The organism is Pannonibacter sp. Q-1, from assembly GCF_054073275.1.
Genome location: NZ_JBSXNB010000001.1, coordinates 440,376 through 455,738, shown reverse-complemented (window position 1 = coordinate 455,738; position 15,363 = coordinate 440,376). Strand labels below are relative to the sequence as shown.

Genomic DNA, 15,363 nt, shown 5'->3' with positions numbered 1-15,363 from the left:
CGGTTTCTCCTTCTGGATACAGGAGAAATTCTCAATCTTGCGTATTAAACAATGGTTAATTTGGCATTCCGCGTCAAATAATGGCAGGAAAAGATATCAAAACACTCTGCGAATACACGGGATCCGCGAATTCTGGCGGGTTACGCCGCTTTTTCGAGCAGTTCGGAGAGCTGTTTCTTCACAAGCTCACGCAGCGGAGCTGCGGATTCAAGCACCGTCCGGGTCTTCATGAAGTCGAGAACGCGGATGTCGTCGACGGCTGGCCGCACAAGTATATCCGGCCGTTTTTGCTTGAGCTTTTCTGCAGTAATTGTACGCATGAGGATCTGTGAGGATCCGAACAGGGAGTCCAGTGTGGCCGGTGCATTCTTGTGGGTGCGCCGCGGCACGGGCACGCCCACCACGTCCACCGCAACTGTCAGCCCGCAATCGGCCGGGAGAATGTCGAAGGGCAGGGGATTGGCGATGCCGCCATCCACCAGCACCCTGCCGCCCATCTCGACCGCCCGGAACACGGCCGGAATGGCGATGGAGGCGGCGATGGCGGGGCGCAGCGGGCCCGTGGTAATGTCAATCTCGCAGCAGCCGTAAAAGTCGGTGGCCAGCACCGTGAGCGGGATCTTCAGGTCCGCGAAATGATCGGGGATCAGATCTGCGGCAAACAGATTGACCACCTTCAGCGGGTCAAACTGGGCGATGCCGCCGGCGAACATGTCGGTAAAGCGCTTGGGCCGCAGCTGCCACAGGCGCGCAATCAACGCATTGCGGTGGCGGAAGGTTTCAAGCGCATAGTCATAAAGCTCCTGGCCGGACAAGCCCGCCGCATAGCCCGCCCCCAGCAGGGCGCCGATGGATGAACCGGTGATATGGCAGGGCTTCAGGCCCAGATCGTCAAAGGCCTGAAACACCGGAATATGGGACATGCCGCGCGCTCCGCCGCCGCCAAGGGCAAGGCCGATCCGGGGGTAGGTCATCTTGAAACTCGCTTCCTGCATCTGCGCGGGGAGATATTCCTGTATCAGGGTTGTGCCTGTCTTGCGTGATTTATCCGGCAGGAAGATGACAGGACCGCCCGCCGCTTATCCTCCCTGCAGAAACGGCAGAAGGGCCGCCAGCGTTCCATCCGGGTTCTCCTCGGCGAGAAAATGCCCGCCGGTCACGCCCTGACCTTCCGCCTGAGGTGCCCAGCGGCGCCACACATCGAGCGGCGTGCCTGCGCCCGGCGCAATGCCTGACGTGCCCCACAGGGCGAGCAGCGGGCAGGCGATCTGGCGTCCTGCGGCGATGTCGGCGCCGTCATGCTCCAGATCCGTTGTGGCGCCTGCCCGGTAGTCCTGACACATGGCGTGGATGCGGGCTGGCTGGCGGAAGGCGTCCCGGTAGGCCTTCACGGCGGCAGGGCTGAAGGCCGCAAGGCTTCGCTCCGCCGTCCAACTCGCCATGGTGTGGTCGATGTAATAGTCCGGGCTGCCGCCGATCAGCGTCTCGGGCAGGGGCGCAGGCTGGGCGAGGAAGGCCCAGTGATAGACCTTGAGTGCGAACTGCCGGTCCATGCGGGCCCAGTAGTCATGGGTGGGCAGAATATCCAGCACGGCCGCGCGGCTGACGGCTTCCGGATGATCCAGCGCCAGCCGGTAGGTGACACGGGCGCCCCGGTCATGGCCGCAGACCATGAAGCGGTCATGGCCAAGGCCGCGCATCAATTGAGCCACGTCCTGTGCCATCTGCCGCTTGGAATAAAGGCTTGCATCCACCTCGGGCGCGTCGCTGGCGCCATAGCCGCGCAGGTCCGGGATCACCAGTGTGAAGTGCCGTGCAAGCTCCGGCGCGATGCGGTGCCACATCACATGGCTTTGCGGAAACCCGTGAAGCAGCAGCAGGGCTGGCCCTGATCCGCCGATACGGCAGAACAGGCGGACATCGCCAGCCTCAATCATTCTGGCGTCAAATCCGGGAAAAAGATCTGCCTCGGGTGCTGTCATCATCCGGCTCCTTCCTGTGCTGAAGACAGGATGGCCGGAGGGCGGGGCAGGCGCAAGGGAGATGCCTATTCACGAAAACAAGAAGCCCGGCACGGCGGATGCCGTGCCGGGCTTCTGCAGTCCGGTGCTGAGCCATCTGTCCTCAGAGCGCGCGCCAGGCGATGTCGCGGCGGCAGAAGCCTTCGGGCCAGTCGATCAGGTCCACGGCCTTGTACGCCCGCTCGCGGGCTTCGGCGACGGTCCTGCCGGTGGCGGTGACGTTGAGCACGCGCCCGCCCGTTGCCAGAATGCGCCCGCCGTCGGCCTTGGTGCCGGCGTGGAAGACTTTGACGCCTTCGACCTTGCCCGCAGCTTCAAGACCGCGGATCTCCGTGTTCTTCTCGTAAGCGCCCGGATAGCCCTTGGCGGCCATGACGACGGTGAGGGCCACGTCATCGCTCCAGGTGGCTGTGTGCTGGTCCAGCGTGCCGTCTGCGGTGGCGATCAGCAGCGGCAGCAGATCCTCCTTGAGGCGCAAGGTGATGACCTGGCATTCAGGGTCGCCGAAGCGGGTGTTGTATTCGATCAGCTTCGGGCCGTTTTCACCGATCATCAGGCCTGCGAAAAGCACGCCCTTGAACGGGGTGCCGCGCTTTGCCAGCGTTTCGATGGTCGGGAGGATGATCTCCTCCATGGTGCGGGCAATGACGGCATCGCTGGCGACGGGAGCCGGCGTGTAGGCGCCCATGCCGCCGGTGTTGGGGCCTTCGTCGCCGTCAAAGACGCGCTTGTGGTCCTGCGCCGCCACGAGGGGCAGGGCGGTCCTGCCGTCGGACAGCACGAAGAAGCTGGCTTCCTCGCCGGTGAGGAATTCCTCGATCACCACTTCCGCCCCGGCTGCGCCGAAGCTGCCGTCGAAACAGGCGTTCACTGCCGCCTCGGCCTCGTCCAGCGTCATGGCCACGACCACGCCCTTGCCGGCGGCAAGGCCATCAGCCTTCACAACAATCGGCGCGCCCTGCTGGCGCAGATAGGCCAGCGCCTTGTCCTTGTCCGCAAAGCGGCCATAGGCAGCGGTCGGAATATTGGCTTCGGCGCAGAGATCCTTGGTGAAGCCCTTGGAGCCTTCCAGCTGGGCAGCGGCCTTCGAGGGGCCGAAGGCCTTGATGCCGGCCGCCGCCAGATCATCGACGATGCCTTCCACCAGCGGGCCTTCCGGGCCGACGACGACGAAATCGATCGCCTTTTCCTTGCAGAAGGCAATCACGGCAGCGTGGTCTGCAACGTCCAGAGCAACGAGTTCCGCCTCTTCGGCAATGCCGGCGTTGCCCGGCGCGGCGTAGAGCCGGGAGGTGAGCGGCGACTTGGCAATGGCATAGGCGAGGGCGTGTTCACGGCCACCGGAACCGATGAGGAGAATATTCATGGGCAAGCTCTCACGTCTGCGCGGCATCGCCGCTGGGCCTTCCAGAGTTGCGGCGCGGATTAGCACGGCAGGCCGGGGGCGGCAATCCGCTGAGACGCCGGAGAGCGCCCGATGATACGGCCCGGCGGTTTTTCGCTGCTGCTTGGAACGGCTGTCACGGCGCCGCGTATTGTCGAACTCGCCGGCCGCATGCGCGGTGAAACGGGGCTGCCGATGACACGGGCGCAGGAAAGTGCGCTGCGCATGCTGATGGTGGATGCAAATCTTGGCCGGGCGTGGCTCGCTAATTTCCGGGATCAGCCTGCGGGCTATGCCGTGGCGTTCTTCCGTCACTCGGTGGAAATGGCCGGCCGTCTGGCGCTCTTCGGCGAGTTCTACATCGCTCCGGAAGCCCGCGGTCGCGGGCTGGGCCGCCGTCTTCTGCGCGGGGCCTGCGCCGATCTTGCCGACTTCGGCATCCGCCATTTCCAGGCTGCTGCGCCGCAGAATTCCGTGGCGGCCGGATTGATCCTGTCCGAAGGCTTTGGCCGCAGCCCGCTTGAGGTCTATGAGCGCGAGATCGGCGAGGAAGACGATCTGGGGCCATGACTGCCCATGCTTGATGAGGCTGGCAGCCGGGAACGGGATTGGAAGACCTGGTTACATGGCGGACGTAAGGCTTCAGTCCGCCGCCAAGGGCTCGCCAGAGGCGGCAGGGTCGTGGTAACGAAGGGGCATGAGTCTCAAGATCTTCGGCACCCGCGACACGGGCCCGGTTTCCGATGCTGTGAAGCGTCACTGGGTCGACACCAAACTGCCCGCCTGGGCCCGGCCTTATGCGCGCCTTGCGCGCTGGGAACGGCCCATCGGCTGGCAATTGCTGCTGTGGCCGTGCCTGTGGTCCTCCGCGCTGGCGGCGGTCGCGGCCGGAAATGCCTATCCCAACCCCTGGCATATCCTGCTGTTCCTCATCGGGGCGGTGGCCATGCGCGGGGCGGGCTGCACCTATAACGACCTTGTGGACGAGAAGATCGACGCGCAGGTGGAACGCACCCGCTCGCGGCCGATCCCCGCCGGGCAGGTGACCCGCGCACAGGCCAAGCTCTTCATGGCGCTGCAGGCGCTCGTGGGCGGACTGGTGCTGATCCAGTTCAACCTGTTCACGATCGTGCTCGGCCTCGCCTCGCTGCTCGTCGTGGCCATCTATCCCTTCATGAAGCGCTTCACCAACTGGCCGCAGCTGTTCCTCGGCTTTGCCTTCTCCTGGGGTGCGCTGATGGGCTGGGCAGCCCTGTTCGGCAAGCTCGATACGGCGCCTTTCCTGCTTTATGCCGGCGGCATTCTCTGGACGATCGGCTATGACACGATCTACGCCCATCAGGACAAGGAAGACGATGCGCTGGTGGGGGTTCGCTCCACCGCAAGGCTGTTCGGATCCTGGACGAAAGTCGCGCTGGTGGTGCTTTATTCCGGCGCAACGGTGCTTTTCGCCCTTGCTGCGGCCTTTGCGGATGCAGGGCCCTTTGCCTTTGCCGGCATTGCGCTGGGCGCGCTGCATCTCTTCTGGCAGATCGTGGTGCTGGATATCGATGATGGCGATCAGTGCCTGAAGCTCTTCCGCTCCAACGACCGTTATGGCTGGATTGTTTTTGCCGGGTTCTGCCTGGAGGCGTTGGTCAGCCGTCTGTAACGGCTACTGGGCAGCGGATGCCACGGGAAGATGCAGCACCTGGAGGACGGAGGAGGCTCCGGTCTCATTCTGCTCCTGAAGATCCGCGCCGCACTTGTCATGTCCGTTGCGAACCCGGTTTCGGCCCGCGCGCTTTGCAGCGTAGAGGCCATGGTCGGCGGTCGCCAGCGTCTGCTCCAGGCCATTGACGCCGCTTCTGCCCGCCGCGATCCCGGCACTGACGGTGACATGCAGGACACCGCCTGATTTGCGCACGGTCTTTTCGGCAAAGTCGGCGCGCAGCCGGTCTGCAACCGTTTCAAGCGTGCGTATGTCCGTATCCGGCAGGAAGATGGCAAATTCCTCGCCGCCGAGCCGGGCCACATAGTCACCCTTGCGGGTGTTCTCGCGCAGAGCATCGGCAAAGATCGTCAGCATCTCGTCGCCGGCGGCATGGCCATGCAGGTCATTCACCTGCTTGAAGTGGTCCAGATCGAACAGGGCAACGGCAAATGGCCTGTCGGCAAATGCGTGCTTCTCCAGCCAGCGGTCCGCATCATTAAAGAAGGCGCGCCGGTTGGACAGCTCCGTCAGCGGATCGCGCAGAGCCTGTTCCCGCAGCAGCCTCTCCTCCCGTTCGATGATCATCGCAAAGGCGGAGATGATGGTGGCGAGCGTGGAGATGATGAGCGTGAGAAGGTAGATCGCGGTCAGATTGGATTTGACTGCAGCTTCAAAGCTATCCAGCCCGATGAAGGTGAAGCCGAGAACCATGGTCATCTTCGACATTATCTCGAAGATCATGCTGTCGCGGAGCCAGTTCGCCGATTTCAGCTGGTCATGATTGCACTTGCGCGTGACCTGGATCGACACGACCAGGAGCAAGAGGACCAATGCGTTGACCAAGACTACACGCGGCAGGAAGTTGTTGTAGAACGCGGGCACGAGGCACAGGGACATCCAAAGGGTGGCAGGCGCTGCGGTGACCATCCAGCTCTCATGCCGGTTCCAGAACATCTTGATGGCCTTGAGGCGCAAGCTCATCGCCAGCAGAATGATGCCATTGCCAAACGCAATGCTTGGGAAGTCCGGGATGTGTCCGCGCAGGCTGACGAGAAAAACTCCAACGCCCATGAGGCCGAGAGCAACAGACCAGTAGCGGACGCTGTCGGCGTGGGCGCTTGGTCTGCGGATCGAGAACCGGAACACAAGCATCAGCATGCCAGCGCCCATCAGAAGCATGAGCGTGACTGCAGTTGAAAGCGTAACGGCATCAAGATGCATATGACTTTGTTCCTGCCCGGAAGGTGACAGATCTAGCGCAGAAAATGCTAAAATATCCGTTAGGTCAAACCCGTAGAAATTGAAAAAAATGCCTTTCGCGGCGGTAAGAAATTCCGGAATTTTCAAATAAATAAATAAAAACAGAAGAGGCGGCCCAGGGCCGCCTGCCAGTTTCTAAGCTGAATGCCGTTCGGCGGCCATTCAGTGCCGGGCGATGATCTCGCGCTCGCCGCGGTGCACCGGCTGCCGGGCAAGGCCACGGCCCGTCTTGCGGCGGTTCAGAAAGCGGGGGCGGTGGCCGGTGAGGGCGTAGACCTTGCGCCGCAGGCAGGGTCTTGCGGGAAAATGCGGCTGCGCGGCATCCTGAATGGTCGAGACGCTGCCGTCCGGCTCCACGATCTGAAGCGGCAGGTTGAGCGCTTCGGCCCAGCCGGCCCAGTCTTCGGCCAGATCCTCGGCATTGTCCGCCTCGCGCAGCGTGAGGCACAGGGCCGGATCGGGATGGCGCAGGAAGAGCCGCGCAACCAGCGTGCCGAGAAGCCCGGCGGGGCGGATTTCCACGGCAATGCCTTCAAAGACATTCAGCGGCACCACCAGCGTCAGCGGCAGTCCGGCCAGCGGGCGCTTGATGATGGCGGTGTCACGGTCCAGATAGACCCTGGCATCGACGCGGGCGCTGCCGGCAGCGGGCGGCGCGCTCATGGTGGTGTCGAACCTGACGGGGAGGGTTGCCGGGTCGAGCCGCTCTGCGCGGCCCGCCCCGGCCTCCAATGCTCCGTCGATAGCTGTCTGACGTCTCAATTGCCTCTCCATCGGACCCTTGTTTTTGCGGTGGGCCTCGTGAATGACATCAATCTACGCAGCAGCCGGTGGGCATTGCCTTAACAGGCGTGGTTAAGAAAAGATGATCTGATTCAGGGTTATCAAAGACTAACCAGTTACTTAAGGAAAAACTTACTTTGCTTGTCCGCCCCGGCGGTCACGCCGGTCTTGCCGCCTGTGCGCCCGCGCCTTAAACAGGGGCATGACAAGGAGAAAAGACCAGCCATGAGCGATCTCGTCGACAAGCGGGTACTGGAAGAGCGGGCAGCGCGCCTTGTGGAGGCTGCGCGCCGTGCGGGCGCCGATGCCTGCGATGCGGTGGCCATCACGGGTGTTTCCCTGGGCGTCGAGGTGCGGGAAGGCAAGGTCGAGGAAACCGAGCGGGCCGAGGGCGATGACGTTACCCTGCGGGTCTTCGTGGGCCGGCGCACCGCCTCCGTCTCTGCCAACACGCTGCAGGACCTGGACGGTCTCGCCGCCCGCGCCGTCGCCATGGCCCGTGTTGCGCCGGAGGACCCTTATGCCGGTCTTGCGGAAGAGAACCGCCTTCTGAAGACGCTGCCGGAGCTGGAGCTTCTGGATACGCATCAGCCGTCTGCCGATGAGCTGAAAGAGATGGCGCTGGCCGCCGAGGCTGCTGGCTTGTCCGTTTCCGGTGTCAGCCGTTCCGGCGGAGCGAGCGCCTCCTGGCGGCTGGGCGGCATGGTGCTGGCGACGAGCCACGGCTTCACCGGCTCCTACACCAGCTCCCGCTTTGGCCTGTCCATGACGGCGGTGGCCGGTGAGGGCACGGCCATGGAGCGGGATTTCGACTTCGATTCCCGCACCTTCTTCGCCGATATGGACGCCCCGGCGCTGATCGGCCAGCGTGCGGGCGAGCGGGCGGTGCGGCGGCTCAATCCGAAGAAGCTGTCCACCCGCAGGGGGCATGTGATTTATGAAGCGCGTGCGGCGCGTAGCCTGCTGGGGCATCTGGCCGGGGCCATCAATGGCGCGGCCATTGCCCGTGGCACCAGCTTCCTCAAGGACCGGATGAACGAACGCGTCTTCGCACCGGGCATCCGCATCAGCGACAATCCGCACAAGCCGCGCGGCGCAGCCACCCGCCCCTTCGACGGGGAGGGCACCGGTGCGCTGCCGCTTGACATGATCGAGGATGGTGTCCTGCGGCACTGGTTCCTGGACGGGGCAACCGCGCGGGAGCTGGGTCTTGCCGCCAATGGCCGGGCGCACCGGGGCGGTTCCGGCACATCGCCCGGGGCCACGAACCTGACGCTGCATCCGGGCACGGAAAGCCCGGAGGAGATGATGCGTGCCCTCGGCTCCGGCCTGCTGGTGACGGATCTGATCGGCCATGGCGCCAATGGCGTGACGGGCGATTATTCACGCGGAGCTTCCGGCTTCTGGTTCGAAAACGGCGAACTTGTCGAGGCGGTCAGCGAGATCACCATCGCGGGCAACCTCAAGGACATGTTCGCCCGGATGCGCCCGGCCAATGACCTGGATGCGCGCTATTCCACCGCCACGCCTTCTGTCGTCATCGAGGATCTGACCATTGCCGGAAACTGACGCTGGCCTTCTGGCGGATCTTGCGCTTCTGGAAGCGGCCGCCCGCAAGGCCGGGGAAATCACCCTCGGCTTCTTCGGGCGCGATCCGCAGACCTGGATGAAGGCGGGGAGCTCGCCCGTCTCCGAAGCCGATATGGCCGCCGATGCCTATCTGCGCGAGACGCTGCTCGCCGCCCGGCCTGATTATGGCTGGCTGTCCGAGGAAACGGCGGATACGCCCGACCGGCTCGGCAAGGCGCGTGTCTTCGTGGTGGACCCGATCGACGGCACGCGGGCCTTTCTCGCGGGCAAGGACGAATGGACCATTTCTCTGGCGGTGGTTGAAGACGGACGTCCCGTGGTGGCGGTTCTGCTCAATCCGGTGCGGGGCGAGCTGTTCAGCGCCGTCACGGGCTGCGGCACCCGCCTCAACGGGCGGCTGGTGACGGCGAGCGTCCGGGAGAACCTGACGGGGGCAACGCTGCTGGGGCCGCAGGGTCTGCTCAACCGGGCTGCCGAAGGAAGCGGCATCGTGCCTTCCGGCACCATCGGCTCGCTGGCCTACCGCATCGCCAAGGTGGCCGCCGGAGATGTGGACCTCGCGGCTGCCGGAGGCAATGCTCATGATTGGGATCTTGCGGCTGCCGATCTTTTGGTGCAGGAAGCGGGTGGACGGTTGACGGACTGGTCCGGCGCTGCATGCCTTTATAACCGTAAGACACTGCAGCACCCGGAACTGGTGGCTGCCGGTGAAGCGCTGTCGGCAAAGGCCTCGGCCTTTCTGCGCGGCCTGAAGCTGCGCTGAAGCCGTCCGCCGCTGAACTGCCGCCAGACTGCTGGAAGACAAGACGCAAGGAGCACATCGTGACGAACAGCACCGGAAACGAGCCCAAGCAACTGCTGCATCTGGTTTTCGGCGGCGAGCTGGAAAGCCCGGAGGGCCTGACCTTCCGTGATCTCGAAAAGCTCGACATCGTCGGCATCTACCCGAATTATGCGACGGCCTACACCGCCTGGAAGAGCAAGGCGCAGGCCACCGTCGACAATGCGCACATGCGCTATTTCATCGTCCACATGCACCGCCTGCTGGACCCGGAAACCGCCGCCTGAGAGCCTCTTGATCCCTCGGGCGCGACGTCAGGAACAGAATGCTTAAGAAACTCGGCCGGAATCCCGCGCTGTTGAAGGCCGCTGGCTTGCTGCTGGCGGCTTACCTGCGTCTTGTGCGCAAGACGAACAGCATGGTCATTGATCCGCCGGATGCCTATGAGCGGCTGCAGCCGCACCGGCCCTTCATCTGCGCCATGTGGCATGGCCAGCATTTCATGATGCCCTTCACCCGGCCTGACGACTGGGACGTGCATGTGATGATCTCCCGCTCAGCGGATGGCGAGATCAACGCCACGGCGGCAGAGAAGCTGGGCCTGAAGCTGATCCGCGCCTCGGGCAGCCAGAAGTCCTACCAGATCACCAAGCGCGGCGGCATGCGCGGCTTCATCGAGGGCCTGCGCGTGCTGAAGGAGGGCGGCATCATGGCCCTGACGGCGGATGTGCCGAAGGGGCCGGCCCGTGTTGCCGGACAGGGCATCGTGCAGATGGCCCGCCATTCGGGCCGCCCCATCGTGCCCTTTGCCATTGCCACCAGCCGCTTCCTCACCTTCAACAGCTGGGACAAGGCGAGCCTGAACCTGCCGTTCGGCCGCGCTGCCATCGCCATCGGCGAGCCCATTTATGTGGCCAATGATGCCGATGACGTGGCGCTGGAAGTGGCCCGCCTTGCCGTCGAGGCCGGTCTCAACGAAGTGACGGCCCGCGCCTATGCCCTGACCGGGAAACGCCATGGCTGACGCGCGCGCCGCTGCCGCCGCTTCCTTTCCCTTGCGCGCTTATGGAGCCGTGGCAGGGCTGGCCCTGCCGGTCCTGAAGCTGCTGCATGCCTCCCGCGTGCGGGCGGGCAAGGAAGATCCGGCACGGCGCGGCGAGCGTTTCGGCATGGCCTCCCGCCCACGCCCGCAAGGCCGGCTGGTCTGGCTGCATGCCGCCAGTGTTGGCGAAACCAACTCGGTACTGCCGCTGATCGAACGGCTGACGGGTGAGGGCGCCAGCGTGCTCCTGACCACGGTGACGCGCACCTCTGCGGAAATTGCCGCGCAGCGCCTGCCCCAGGGGGCCTTCCATCAATATGCCCCCTTTGATGCGCCGCAGCTTGTCCGCCGGTTTCTCGCCCACTGGCAGCCGGATCTGGCGCTGGTGGTGGAATCGGAGATCTGGCCCGGCACCTTCGCCCGGCTGGCGCGGACGGGCATTCCGCTTGCCATCATCAACGGGCGCATGTCGGCCCGCTCCGGCGCCAAGTGGGAGAAAAGCCGTGCCTTCGGCCGGGCCGTCTTCGGCTGCGTCAGCCTGTGCCTGGCCCAGAGTGAGGCGGATGCCGCGCGCTACCGCAAGCTGGGCGTGGCCAATGTGCGCTCCCCCGGCAACCTGAAATTCGACGCCGCCCCGCCGCTGGCAGACCCTGCCGCCGTTGCCGCCCTTTCGGCGCAGATGGCTGGCCGCCCGCTGTGGCTGGCCGCCTCCACCCATCCGGGCGAAGATGAGATCGTCCTCGCCGCCCACAAGCACCTGGCGGAGCGCTTTCCCGGCCTGCTGACGCTGCTGATGCCGCGCCATCCGGTGCGCGGCGGTGATATCGCAGCGCTGGCTTCAGGCGCGGGCCTCAAGGCGGCGCAGCGCTCCTGCGGGGCGTTTCCAGCGGCGGATCTCGATGTCTATATCGCCGACACGCTGGGTGAGATGGGGCTGTTCCTGCGGCTGGCGCCGGCTGTCTTCCTCGGCGGGTCTTTTGCGCCCGTGGGCGGCCATAATCCGGTGGAGCCGGCGCAGTTGAACGTGCCGCTCGTTACCGGGCCGCTCGTTGCCAATGCCCGGGCCGTCTACCGCGACCTGTGGGATGCGCAGGCGGCCGTGCGCGTCGATGATCCGGCAGAACTCGGCCCGGCCATTGCCCGGCTTCTGGCCGATGAGCCGGGCCGCAAGGCCATGGCAGCGCGTGCCTTTGCCGTTGCGGAGGCAGGTGCAGGCGCGCTGGATCGCACGCTGGAACATCTGCGGCCTTTGCTCTACGCTGACAGCGGTGCAAGGGACGGGATTTCCGGGGAATGAGAACGGCTCCAGCCTTCTGGTGGCATGACAGGATCAGCCTGAAGGCCGCGCTGCTTTCGCCTCTCTCCTTCATTTACGGCGCAGTCTCCGGCCGCCGGATGCATCAGGCGCCTTCCGCCCATGCCAGCCTTCCGGTCATCTGCATCGGCAATTTCGTCGTCGGCGGGGCGGGCAAGACGCCCTTTGCCCTGAAGCTCTGCGCCCTGCTGCAGGCCGAGGGGCACAAGCCGGTGTTCCTGCTGCGCGGCTATGGCGGGCGGCTGAAGGGCCCGGTGCTGGTGGACCCGGAAAAGCACAGCGGCGCCGATGTGGGCGACGAGGCCTTTCTGCTGGCCGCCGCTGCGCCCACGATTGTCGCCGCCAACCGGCCGGAGGGCGCGGCCTTCGCCGCCACGCTGGAAGCAAGCCTCATCCTCATGGACGACGGCTTCCAGAACCCGGCGCTGGCCAAGGATCTGACGCTGGCTCTGGTGGATGCTGAAGTCGGCACCGGCAACGGGTTGTGCCTGCCCGCCGGTCCCTTGCGCGCGCCGCTTTCCGCCCAGATCCGCAAGGCCGATGCTCTGGTGGTGGTGGGCGAGGGCAGCCGCGCCGCCAAAGCCGTGCATCTTGCCGCCCGGCGCGGCCTGCCGATCATCGAGGCGAAGATCACCCCCACCAATGGCGCGGAGTTCGAGGGGCAGAAGGTGCTGGCCTATGCGGGCATCGGACGGCCGCAGAAATTCTTCGCAAGCCTTGCCGCTGCCGGGGCCGAAGTGGCGGAAACCCGCGCCTTCGGCGATCATCACCCCTATTCGGAAGCCGAAGCGCAAAGCCTTCTCACCCGAGCCGAAACGGACAACCTGCAACTTGTGACCACCGCCAAGGACATGGCCCGCATCGAAAGCGCAGAAGGCGAGATCTACCGCTGGCTCGCCAAACGCTCCGCCGTGCTGGAAGTGGACATGCGCATCGAGCCGCAATCCCGCCTCATGGACCTCATCTCCGAAACCCTCCGCCGCCGCCCCTTCCGCAGCCGGTGAGGGGAGGGGCTGTCTTCCCGGAGAGACGCAGCGGAGATCCGGCAGTCATGTCACGGAAGCTCGTATTCTGAGCGCAGATCCTGCCCTCTTGCCATGACTGAGGCACAGTTGGCCGAACCAGCAGGCAGAGAAACCCTCACAGGTCCCGGCTCAAGGCCGGGACGGCACAGTGGGGATGGTCAGGCTGCGTTCTTTGAACTTGGAGAAGGTGGAATTGCCCCAGAAGGCAATCCAGACTGCTGACAAACCTTCGGCCTCTCCATCGTCATCCTCGGCCTTGTGCCGAGGATCTAACCAAATCAATGGCTTGCAGATGGTCGGGACAAGCCCGGCGATGACGAAAGAGGAGAGCTCTTGCTTTGTCAACGACCTCAATTGCCCCAGAAGGCAATCATTTCTCCGCGCCGTCCCGGCCCTGAGCCGGGACCCGTAAGGGACGCAGGGCATGTCATGCCCGATCCCCCGCTGTCCCGCATGCACAGCGGGCTAACCGGCCCCGGACAGCAAAAACCTCAGAGGTCTTTGCCCTCGAACTGCACGAAGCGGGTGTGGGCGGCGGCGGGGTCCACATAGGCCTCCTGGCGCTCCACGTTCCAGTATTTCAGCTCGTCCAGCGGAATGGACTGCCCGGTCACGGCACAGCGCACGAAGGTGCCGGGGGACTCGATCTGGAAATCACCATCCAGATAGCGCAGACGCGCCTCACCCGGTATGCGCGGGGTTTCCATACGGTTCATCACGTCTCTCTCCTGCATCCGGCCCACCCCTGAGGCAAGCCCCAACTCTTGCGCCGGTTATGGCCGGAAGCCGGGGGATGGTCAATGCCGGGGGCTTGAGACTGGCGGAAGTCAATACCGGGGCTCATCCACAGGGGATGAATTCCCCCATCCAACCCGCTATGTTACCTCAAAACCGGTGCTCCCTCTGTGCCGGGTCCCTGTTCCGCAAGTCAGCTGAAAGACACCGATGAGCCAGTCCCCTTCTGCCGTTGCCATTCCGGATCTGATTGAAGCCACCGGGCTTGGGATGGAGGCGGCGCGGCGGATTGTGGGGGAGGCGCTGGCGGGGGCGGATGATGGGGAGCTGTTTGTGGAATACCGGCAGTCGGAAGGGCTGGTGTTCGACAATGGCCGCCTGAAGGGCGCCAATTACGATACGTCGCAGGGCTTTGGCCTGCGGGCTGTCTGCGGCGAGGCGGCCGGTTATGCCCATTCGGGCGAGATTTCGGAAGCGGCGCTGAAGCGGGCGGCGGATGCGGTGTCGGCGGTGCGCTCCGGCCATGCGGGCAGCTATGCCGCAGCGCCCGCCCGCACCAATGTGCAGCTTTATCCGGACCTCAACCCGCTGGCGGGGCCGAGCTTCGAGGAAAAGGTGAAGCTGCTGCAGGAGATCGACGCCTTTGCGCGGGCGCGTGATCCGCGCGTGCGGCAGGTGACGGCCTCCATCGGCGGTTCCTGGCAGGTGGTGGACATTCTGCGGGCCGATGGCCACCGGGTGCGTGATGTACGGCCGATGGTGAGCCTGTCCATCTCCGTGGTGGCGGCCTCGGGCGAGCGCATGGAAACCGGCTCCTTTGGCTGCGGCGGACGTGAGGGCTTTGCCCGTTTCATCACGCCGGAGGCCTGGCAGGCGGGTGTGGATGAGGCGCTGCGCCGGGCGCTGGTCAATCTCGAGGCGGTGCCTGCGCCCGCCGGTACGTTTGACGTGGTGATGGGCCCCGGCTGGCCGGGCATCCTGCTGCATGAGGCGGTGGGCCACGGGCTGGAAGGGGATTTCAACCGCAAGAAGACGTCCGCCTTCGCCGGGCTGATGGGCCAGCGCGTGGCGGCCCCCGGCGTGACCATTGTGGATGACGGCACGATTGCCGGCCGGCGCGGCTCCATCACCGTGGATGACGAGGGCACGCCCTCGGCCTTAACGCCGCTGATCGAGGACGGCATTCTGGTGGGCTACATGCAGGACCGGCAGAATGCCCGGCTGATGGGCATGAAGCCCACCGGCAATGGCCGCCGCCAGTCCTTTGCCCATATTCCCATGCCGCGCATGACCAACACCATCATGATGGGCGGCGACAAGGACCCGCAGGAAATCCTCGCTTCGGTGAAGAACGGCATCTATGCCGTGTCCTTCGGCGGCGGGCAGGTGGATATCACCAGCGGCAAGTTCGTCTTCTCCTGCACGGAAGCCTACCGCATCGAGAACGGCAAGGTTGGCGCGCCGCTGAAGGGGGCGATGCTGATCGGCAATGGCCCGGATGCACTGACCCGCGTCAGCATGATCGGCAATGATATGGCGCTTGACCCGGGCATGGGCACCTGCGGCAAACAGGGGCAGGGCGTGCCGGTGGGCGTCGGCCAGCCGTCGCTCAGGCTCGACGGGCTGACGGTCGGCGGCACGGCAGTCTGATATCCGTTCCCGGGAGCCTGGCTCATCCGGCAGTGGCACGATGGCTCTCTGAAGCCCTTGCGGCGCTTGAGCATTTTCAAGGCG

The 15,363-nt window shown here is 64.9% G+C and carries 16 protein-coding genes; 9 read left to right on the top strand and 7 right to left on the bottom strand.

Annotation, left to right across the window (positions count from 1 at the left end):
• Nucleotides 1-140 precede the first annotated feature (140 nt).
• From ACVNHC_RS02075 to purD, 3 genes are all read right to left on the bottom strand, one after another.
• The gene (locus ACVNHC_RS02075) at nt 141-974 is read right to left on the bottom strand and encodes a patatin-like phospholipase family protein (RefSeq protein WP_050472244.1); all 834 of its coding nucleotides are present in this window, start codon (nt 972-974) and stop codon (nt 141-143) included.
• 105 nt (nt 975-1,079) lie between these two features.
• Nucleotides 1,080-1,985 carry an alpha/beta fold hydrolase gene (locus tag ACVNHC_RS02070; protein WP_457166310.1) on the bottom strand — a complete coding sequence of 302 codons (906 nt, stop codon included), beginning with the start codon at nt 1,983-1,985 and terminating at the stop codon, nt 1,080-1,082.
• Nucleotides 1,986-2,124: 139 nt separating this feature from the next.
• A complete protein-coding gene (gene purD, locus ACVNHC_RS02065) occupies nt 2,125-3,387 on the bottom strand; it encodes a phosphoribosylamine--glycine ligase (RefSeq protein WP_457166309.1) in 1,263 nt (420 codons plus the stop codon).
• A 111-nt stretch (nt 3,388-3,498) separates the two neighbouring features.
• On the opposite strand from purD, the gene ACVNHC_RS02060 reads away from it, so the two are divergent.
• Nucleotides 3,499-3,975, top strand: a complete 477-nt coding sequence (locus tag ACVNHC_RS02060) for a GNAT family N-acetyltransferase (RefSeq protein WP_094462318.1) — start codon at nt 3,499-3,501, stop codon at nt 3,973-3,975.
• A gap of 127 nt (nt 3,976-4,102) precedes the next feature.
• Nucleotides 4,103-5,056: a 4-hydroxybenzoate octaprenyltransferase gene (gene ubiA, locus ACVNHC_RS02055; RefSeq protein ID WP_050471990.1), complete on the top strand. Its 954-nt coding sequence runs from the start codon at nt 4,103-4,105 to the stop codon at nt 5,054-5,056.
• Between the two features lie 3 nt (nt 5,057-5,059).
• Here ubiA and ACVNHC_RS02050 read toward each other — a convergent pair whose 3' ends face one another.
• Both ACVNHC_RS02050 and ACVNHC_RS02045 read right to left on the bottom strand, forming a co-directional pair.
• Nucleotides 5,060-6,319, bottom strand: coding sequence for a GGDEF domain-containing protein (locus tag ACVNHC_RS02050; protein WP_058897835.1), 1,260 nt, complete (start codon nt 6,317-6,319; stop codon nt 5,060-5,062).
• 201 nt (nt 6,320-6,520) lie between these two features.
• Nucleotides 6,521-7,120 carry a DUF6101 family protein gene (locus ACVNHC_RS02045; protein WP_457166308.1) on the bottom strand — a complete coding sequence of 200 codons (600 nt, stop codon included), beginning with the start codon at nt 7,118-7,120 and terminating at the stop codon, nt 6,521-6,523.
• A gap of 246 nt (nt 7,121-7,366) precedes the next feature.
• On the opposite strand from ACVNHC_RS02045, the gene ACVNHC_RS02040 reads away from it, so the two are divergent.
• The 6 genes from ACVNHC_RS02040 to lpxK are packed head-to-tail and all read left to right on the top strand — an operon-like array spanning nt 7,367 to nt 12,873.
• Nucleotides 7,367-8,710, top strand: a complete 1,344-nt coding sequence (locus ACVNHC_RS02040; RefSeq protein WP_457166307.1) for a TldD/PmbA family protein — start codon at nt 7,367-7,369, stop codon at nt 8,708-8,710.
• Nucleotides 8,697-9,494 carry a 3'(2'),5'-bisphosphate nucleotidase CysQ gene (locus ACVNHC_RS02035; RefSeq protein WP_050471987.1) on the top strand — a complete coding sequence of 266 codons (798 nt, stop codon included), beginning with the start codon at nt 8,697-8,699 and terminating at the stop codon, nt 9,492-9,494. The genes ACVNHC_RS02040 and ACVNHC_RS02035 overlap by 14 nt, the downstream gene beginning before the upstream one ends.
• 59 nt (nt 9,495-9,553) lie before the next feature.
• Complete coding sequence (locus ACVNHC_RS02030; RefSeq protein ID WP_019963126.1) at nt 9,554-9,799, top strand: DUF4170 domain-containing protein; 246 nt, start codon at nt 9,554-9,556, stop codon at nt 9,797-9,799.
• Between the two features lie 38 nt (nt 9,800-9,837).
• Nucleotides 9,838-10,536, top strand: a complete 699-nt coding sequence (locus ACVNHC_RS02025; RefSeq protein WP_457166306.1) for a lysophospholipid acyltransferase family protein — start codon at nt 9,838-9,840, stop codon at nt 10,534-10,536.
• Nucleotides 10,529-11,851, top strand: coding sequence for a 3-deoxy-D-manno-octulosonic acid transferase (locus ACVNHC_RS02020; protein WP_457166305.1), 1,323 nt, complete (start codon nt 10,529-10,531; stop codon nt 11,849-11,851). Before ACVNHC_RS02025 ends, ACVNHC_RS02020 begins: the two co-directional genes overlap by 8 nt.
• Nucleotides 11,848-12,873 carry a tetraacyldisaccharide 4'-kinase gene (gene lpxK, locus ACVNHC_RS02015; RefSeq protein WP_457166304.1) on the top strand — a complete coding sequence of 342 codons (1,026 nt, stop codon included), beginning with the start codon at nt 11,848-11,850 and terminating at the stop codon, nt 12,871-12,873. Before ACVNHC_RS02020 ends, lpxK begins: the two co-directional genes overlap by 4 nt.
• A 150-nt stretch (nt 12,874-13,023) precedes the next feature.
• Here lpxK and ACVNHC_RS02010 read toward each other — a convergent pair whose 3' ends face one another.
• Both ACVNHC_RS02010 and ACVNHC_RS02005 read right to left on the bottom strand, forming a co-directional pair.
• Nucleotides 13,024-13,239, bottom strand: a complete 216-nt coding sequence (locus ACVNHC_RS02010; RefSeq protein WP_457166303.1) for a hypothetical protein — start codon at nt 13,237-13,239, stop codon at nt 13,024-13,026.
• 146 nt (nt 13,240-13,385) lie between these two features.
• Entirely contained in the window at nt 13,386-13,610 is a 225-nt protein-coding gene (locus ACVNHC_RS02005; protein WP_457166302.1) for a DUF2093 domain-containing protein, read from the bottom strand.
• 229 nt (nt 13,611-13,839) lie between these two features.
• Here ACVNHC_RS02005 and tldD point away from each other — a divergent pair, with 229 nt between their 5' ends.
• Nucleotides 13,840-15,279, top strand: coding sequence for a metalloprotease TldD (gene tldD, locus ACVNHC_RS02000; RefSeq protein WP_457166301.1), 1,440 nt, complete (start codon nt 13,840-13,842; stop codon nt 15,277-15,279).
• Nucleotides 15,280-15,363 lie beyond the last annotated feature (84 nt).

Excerpts from the sequence above, each read along its gene's own strand:
- ACVNHC_RS02075 (WP_050472244.1), bottom strand. The coding sequence starts at position 974 with ATGACCTACCCCCGGATCGGCCTTGCCCTTGGCGGCGGCGGAGCGCGC.
- ACVNHC_RS02070 (WP_457166310.1), bottom strand. The coding sequence starts at position 1,985 with ATGATGACAGCACCCGAGGCAGATCTTTTTCCCGGATTTGACGCCAGA.
- purD (WP_457166309.1), bottom strand. The coding sequence starts at position 3,387 with ATGAATATTCTCCTCATCGGTTCCGGTGGCCGTGAACACGCCCTCGCC.
- ACVNHC_RS02060 (WP_094462318.1), top strand. The coding sequence starts at position 3,499 with ATGATACGGCCCGGCGGTTTTTCGCTGCTGCTTGGAACGGCTGTCACG.
- ubiA (WP_050471990.1), top strand. The coding sequence starts at position 4,103 with ATGAGTCTCAAGATCTTCGGCACCCGCGACACGGGCCCGGTTTCCGAT.
- ACVNHC_RS02050 (WP_058897835.1), bottom strand. The coding sequence starts at position 6,319 with ATGCATCTTGATGCCGTTACGCTTTCAACTGCAGTCACGCTCATGCTT.
- ACVNHC_RS02040 (WP_457166307.1), top strand. The coding sequence starts at position 7,367 with ATGAGCGATCTCGTCGACAAGCGGGTACTGGAAGAGCGGGCAGCGCGC.
- ACVNHC_RS02025 (WP_457166306.1), top strand. The coding sequence starts at position 9,838 with ATGCTTAAGAAACTCGGCCGGAATCCCGCGCTGTTGAAGGCCGCTGGC.
- ACVNHC_RS02020 (WP_457166305.1), top strand. The coding sequence starts at position 10,529 with ATGGCTGACGCGCGCGCCGCTGCCGCCGCTTCCTTTCCCTTGCGCGCT.
- lpxK (WP_457166304.1), top strand. The coding sequence starts at position 11,848 with ATGAGAACGGCTCCAGCCTTCTGGTGGCATGACAGGATCAGCCTGAAG.
- ACVNHC_RS02005 (WP_457166302.1), bottom strand. The coding sequence starts at position 13,610 with ATGAACCGTATGGAAACCCCGCGCATACCGGGTGAGGCGCGTCTGCGC.
- tldD (WP_457166301.1), top strand. The coding sequence starts at position 13,840 with ATGAGCCAGTCCCCTTCTGCCGTTGCCATTCCGGATCTGATTGAAGCC.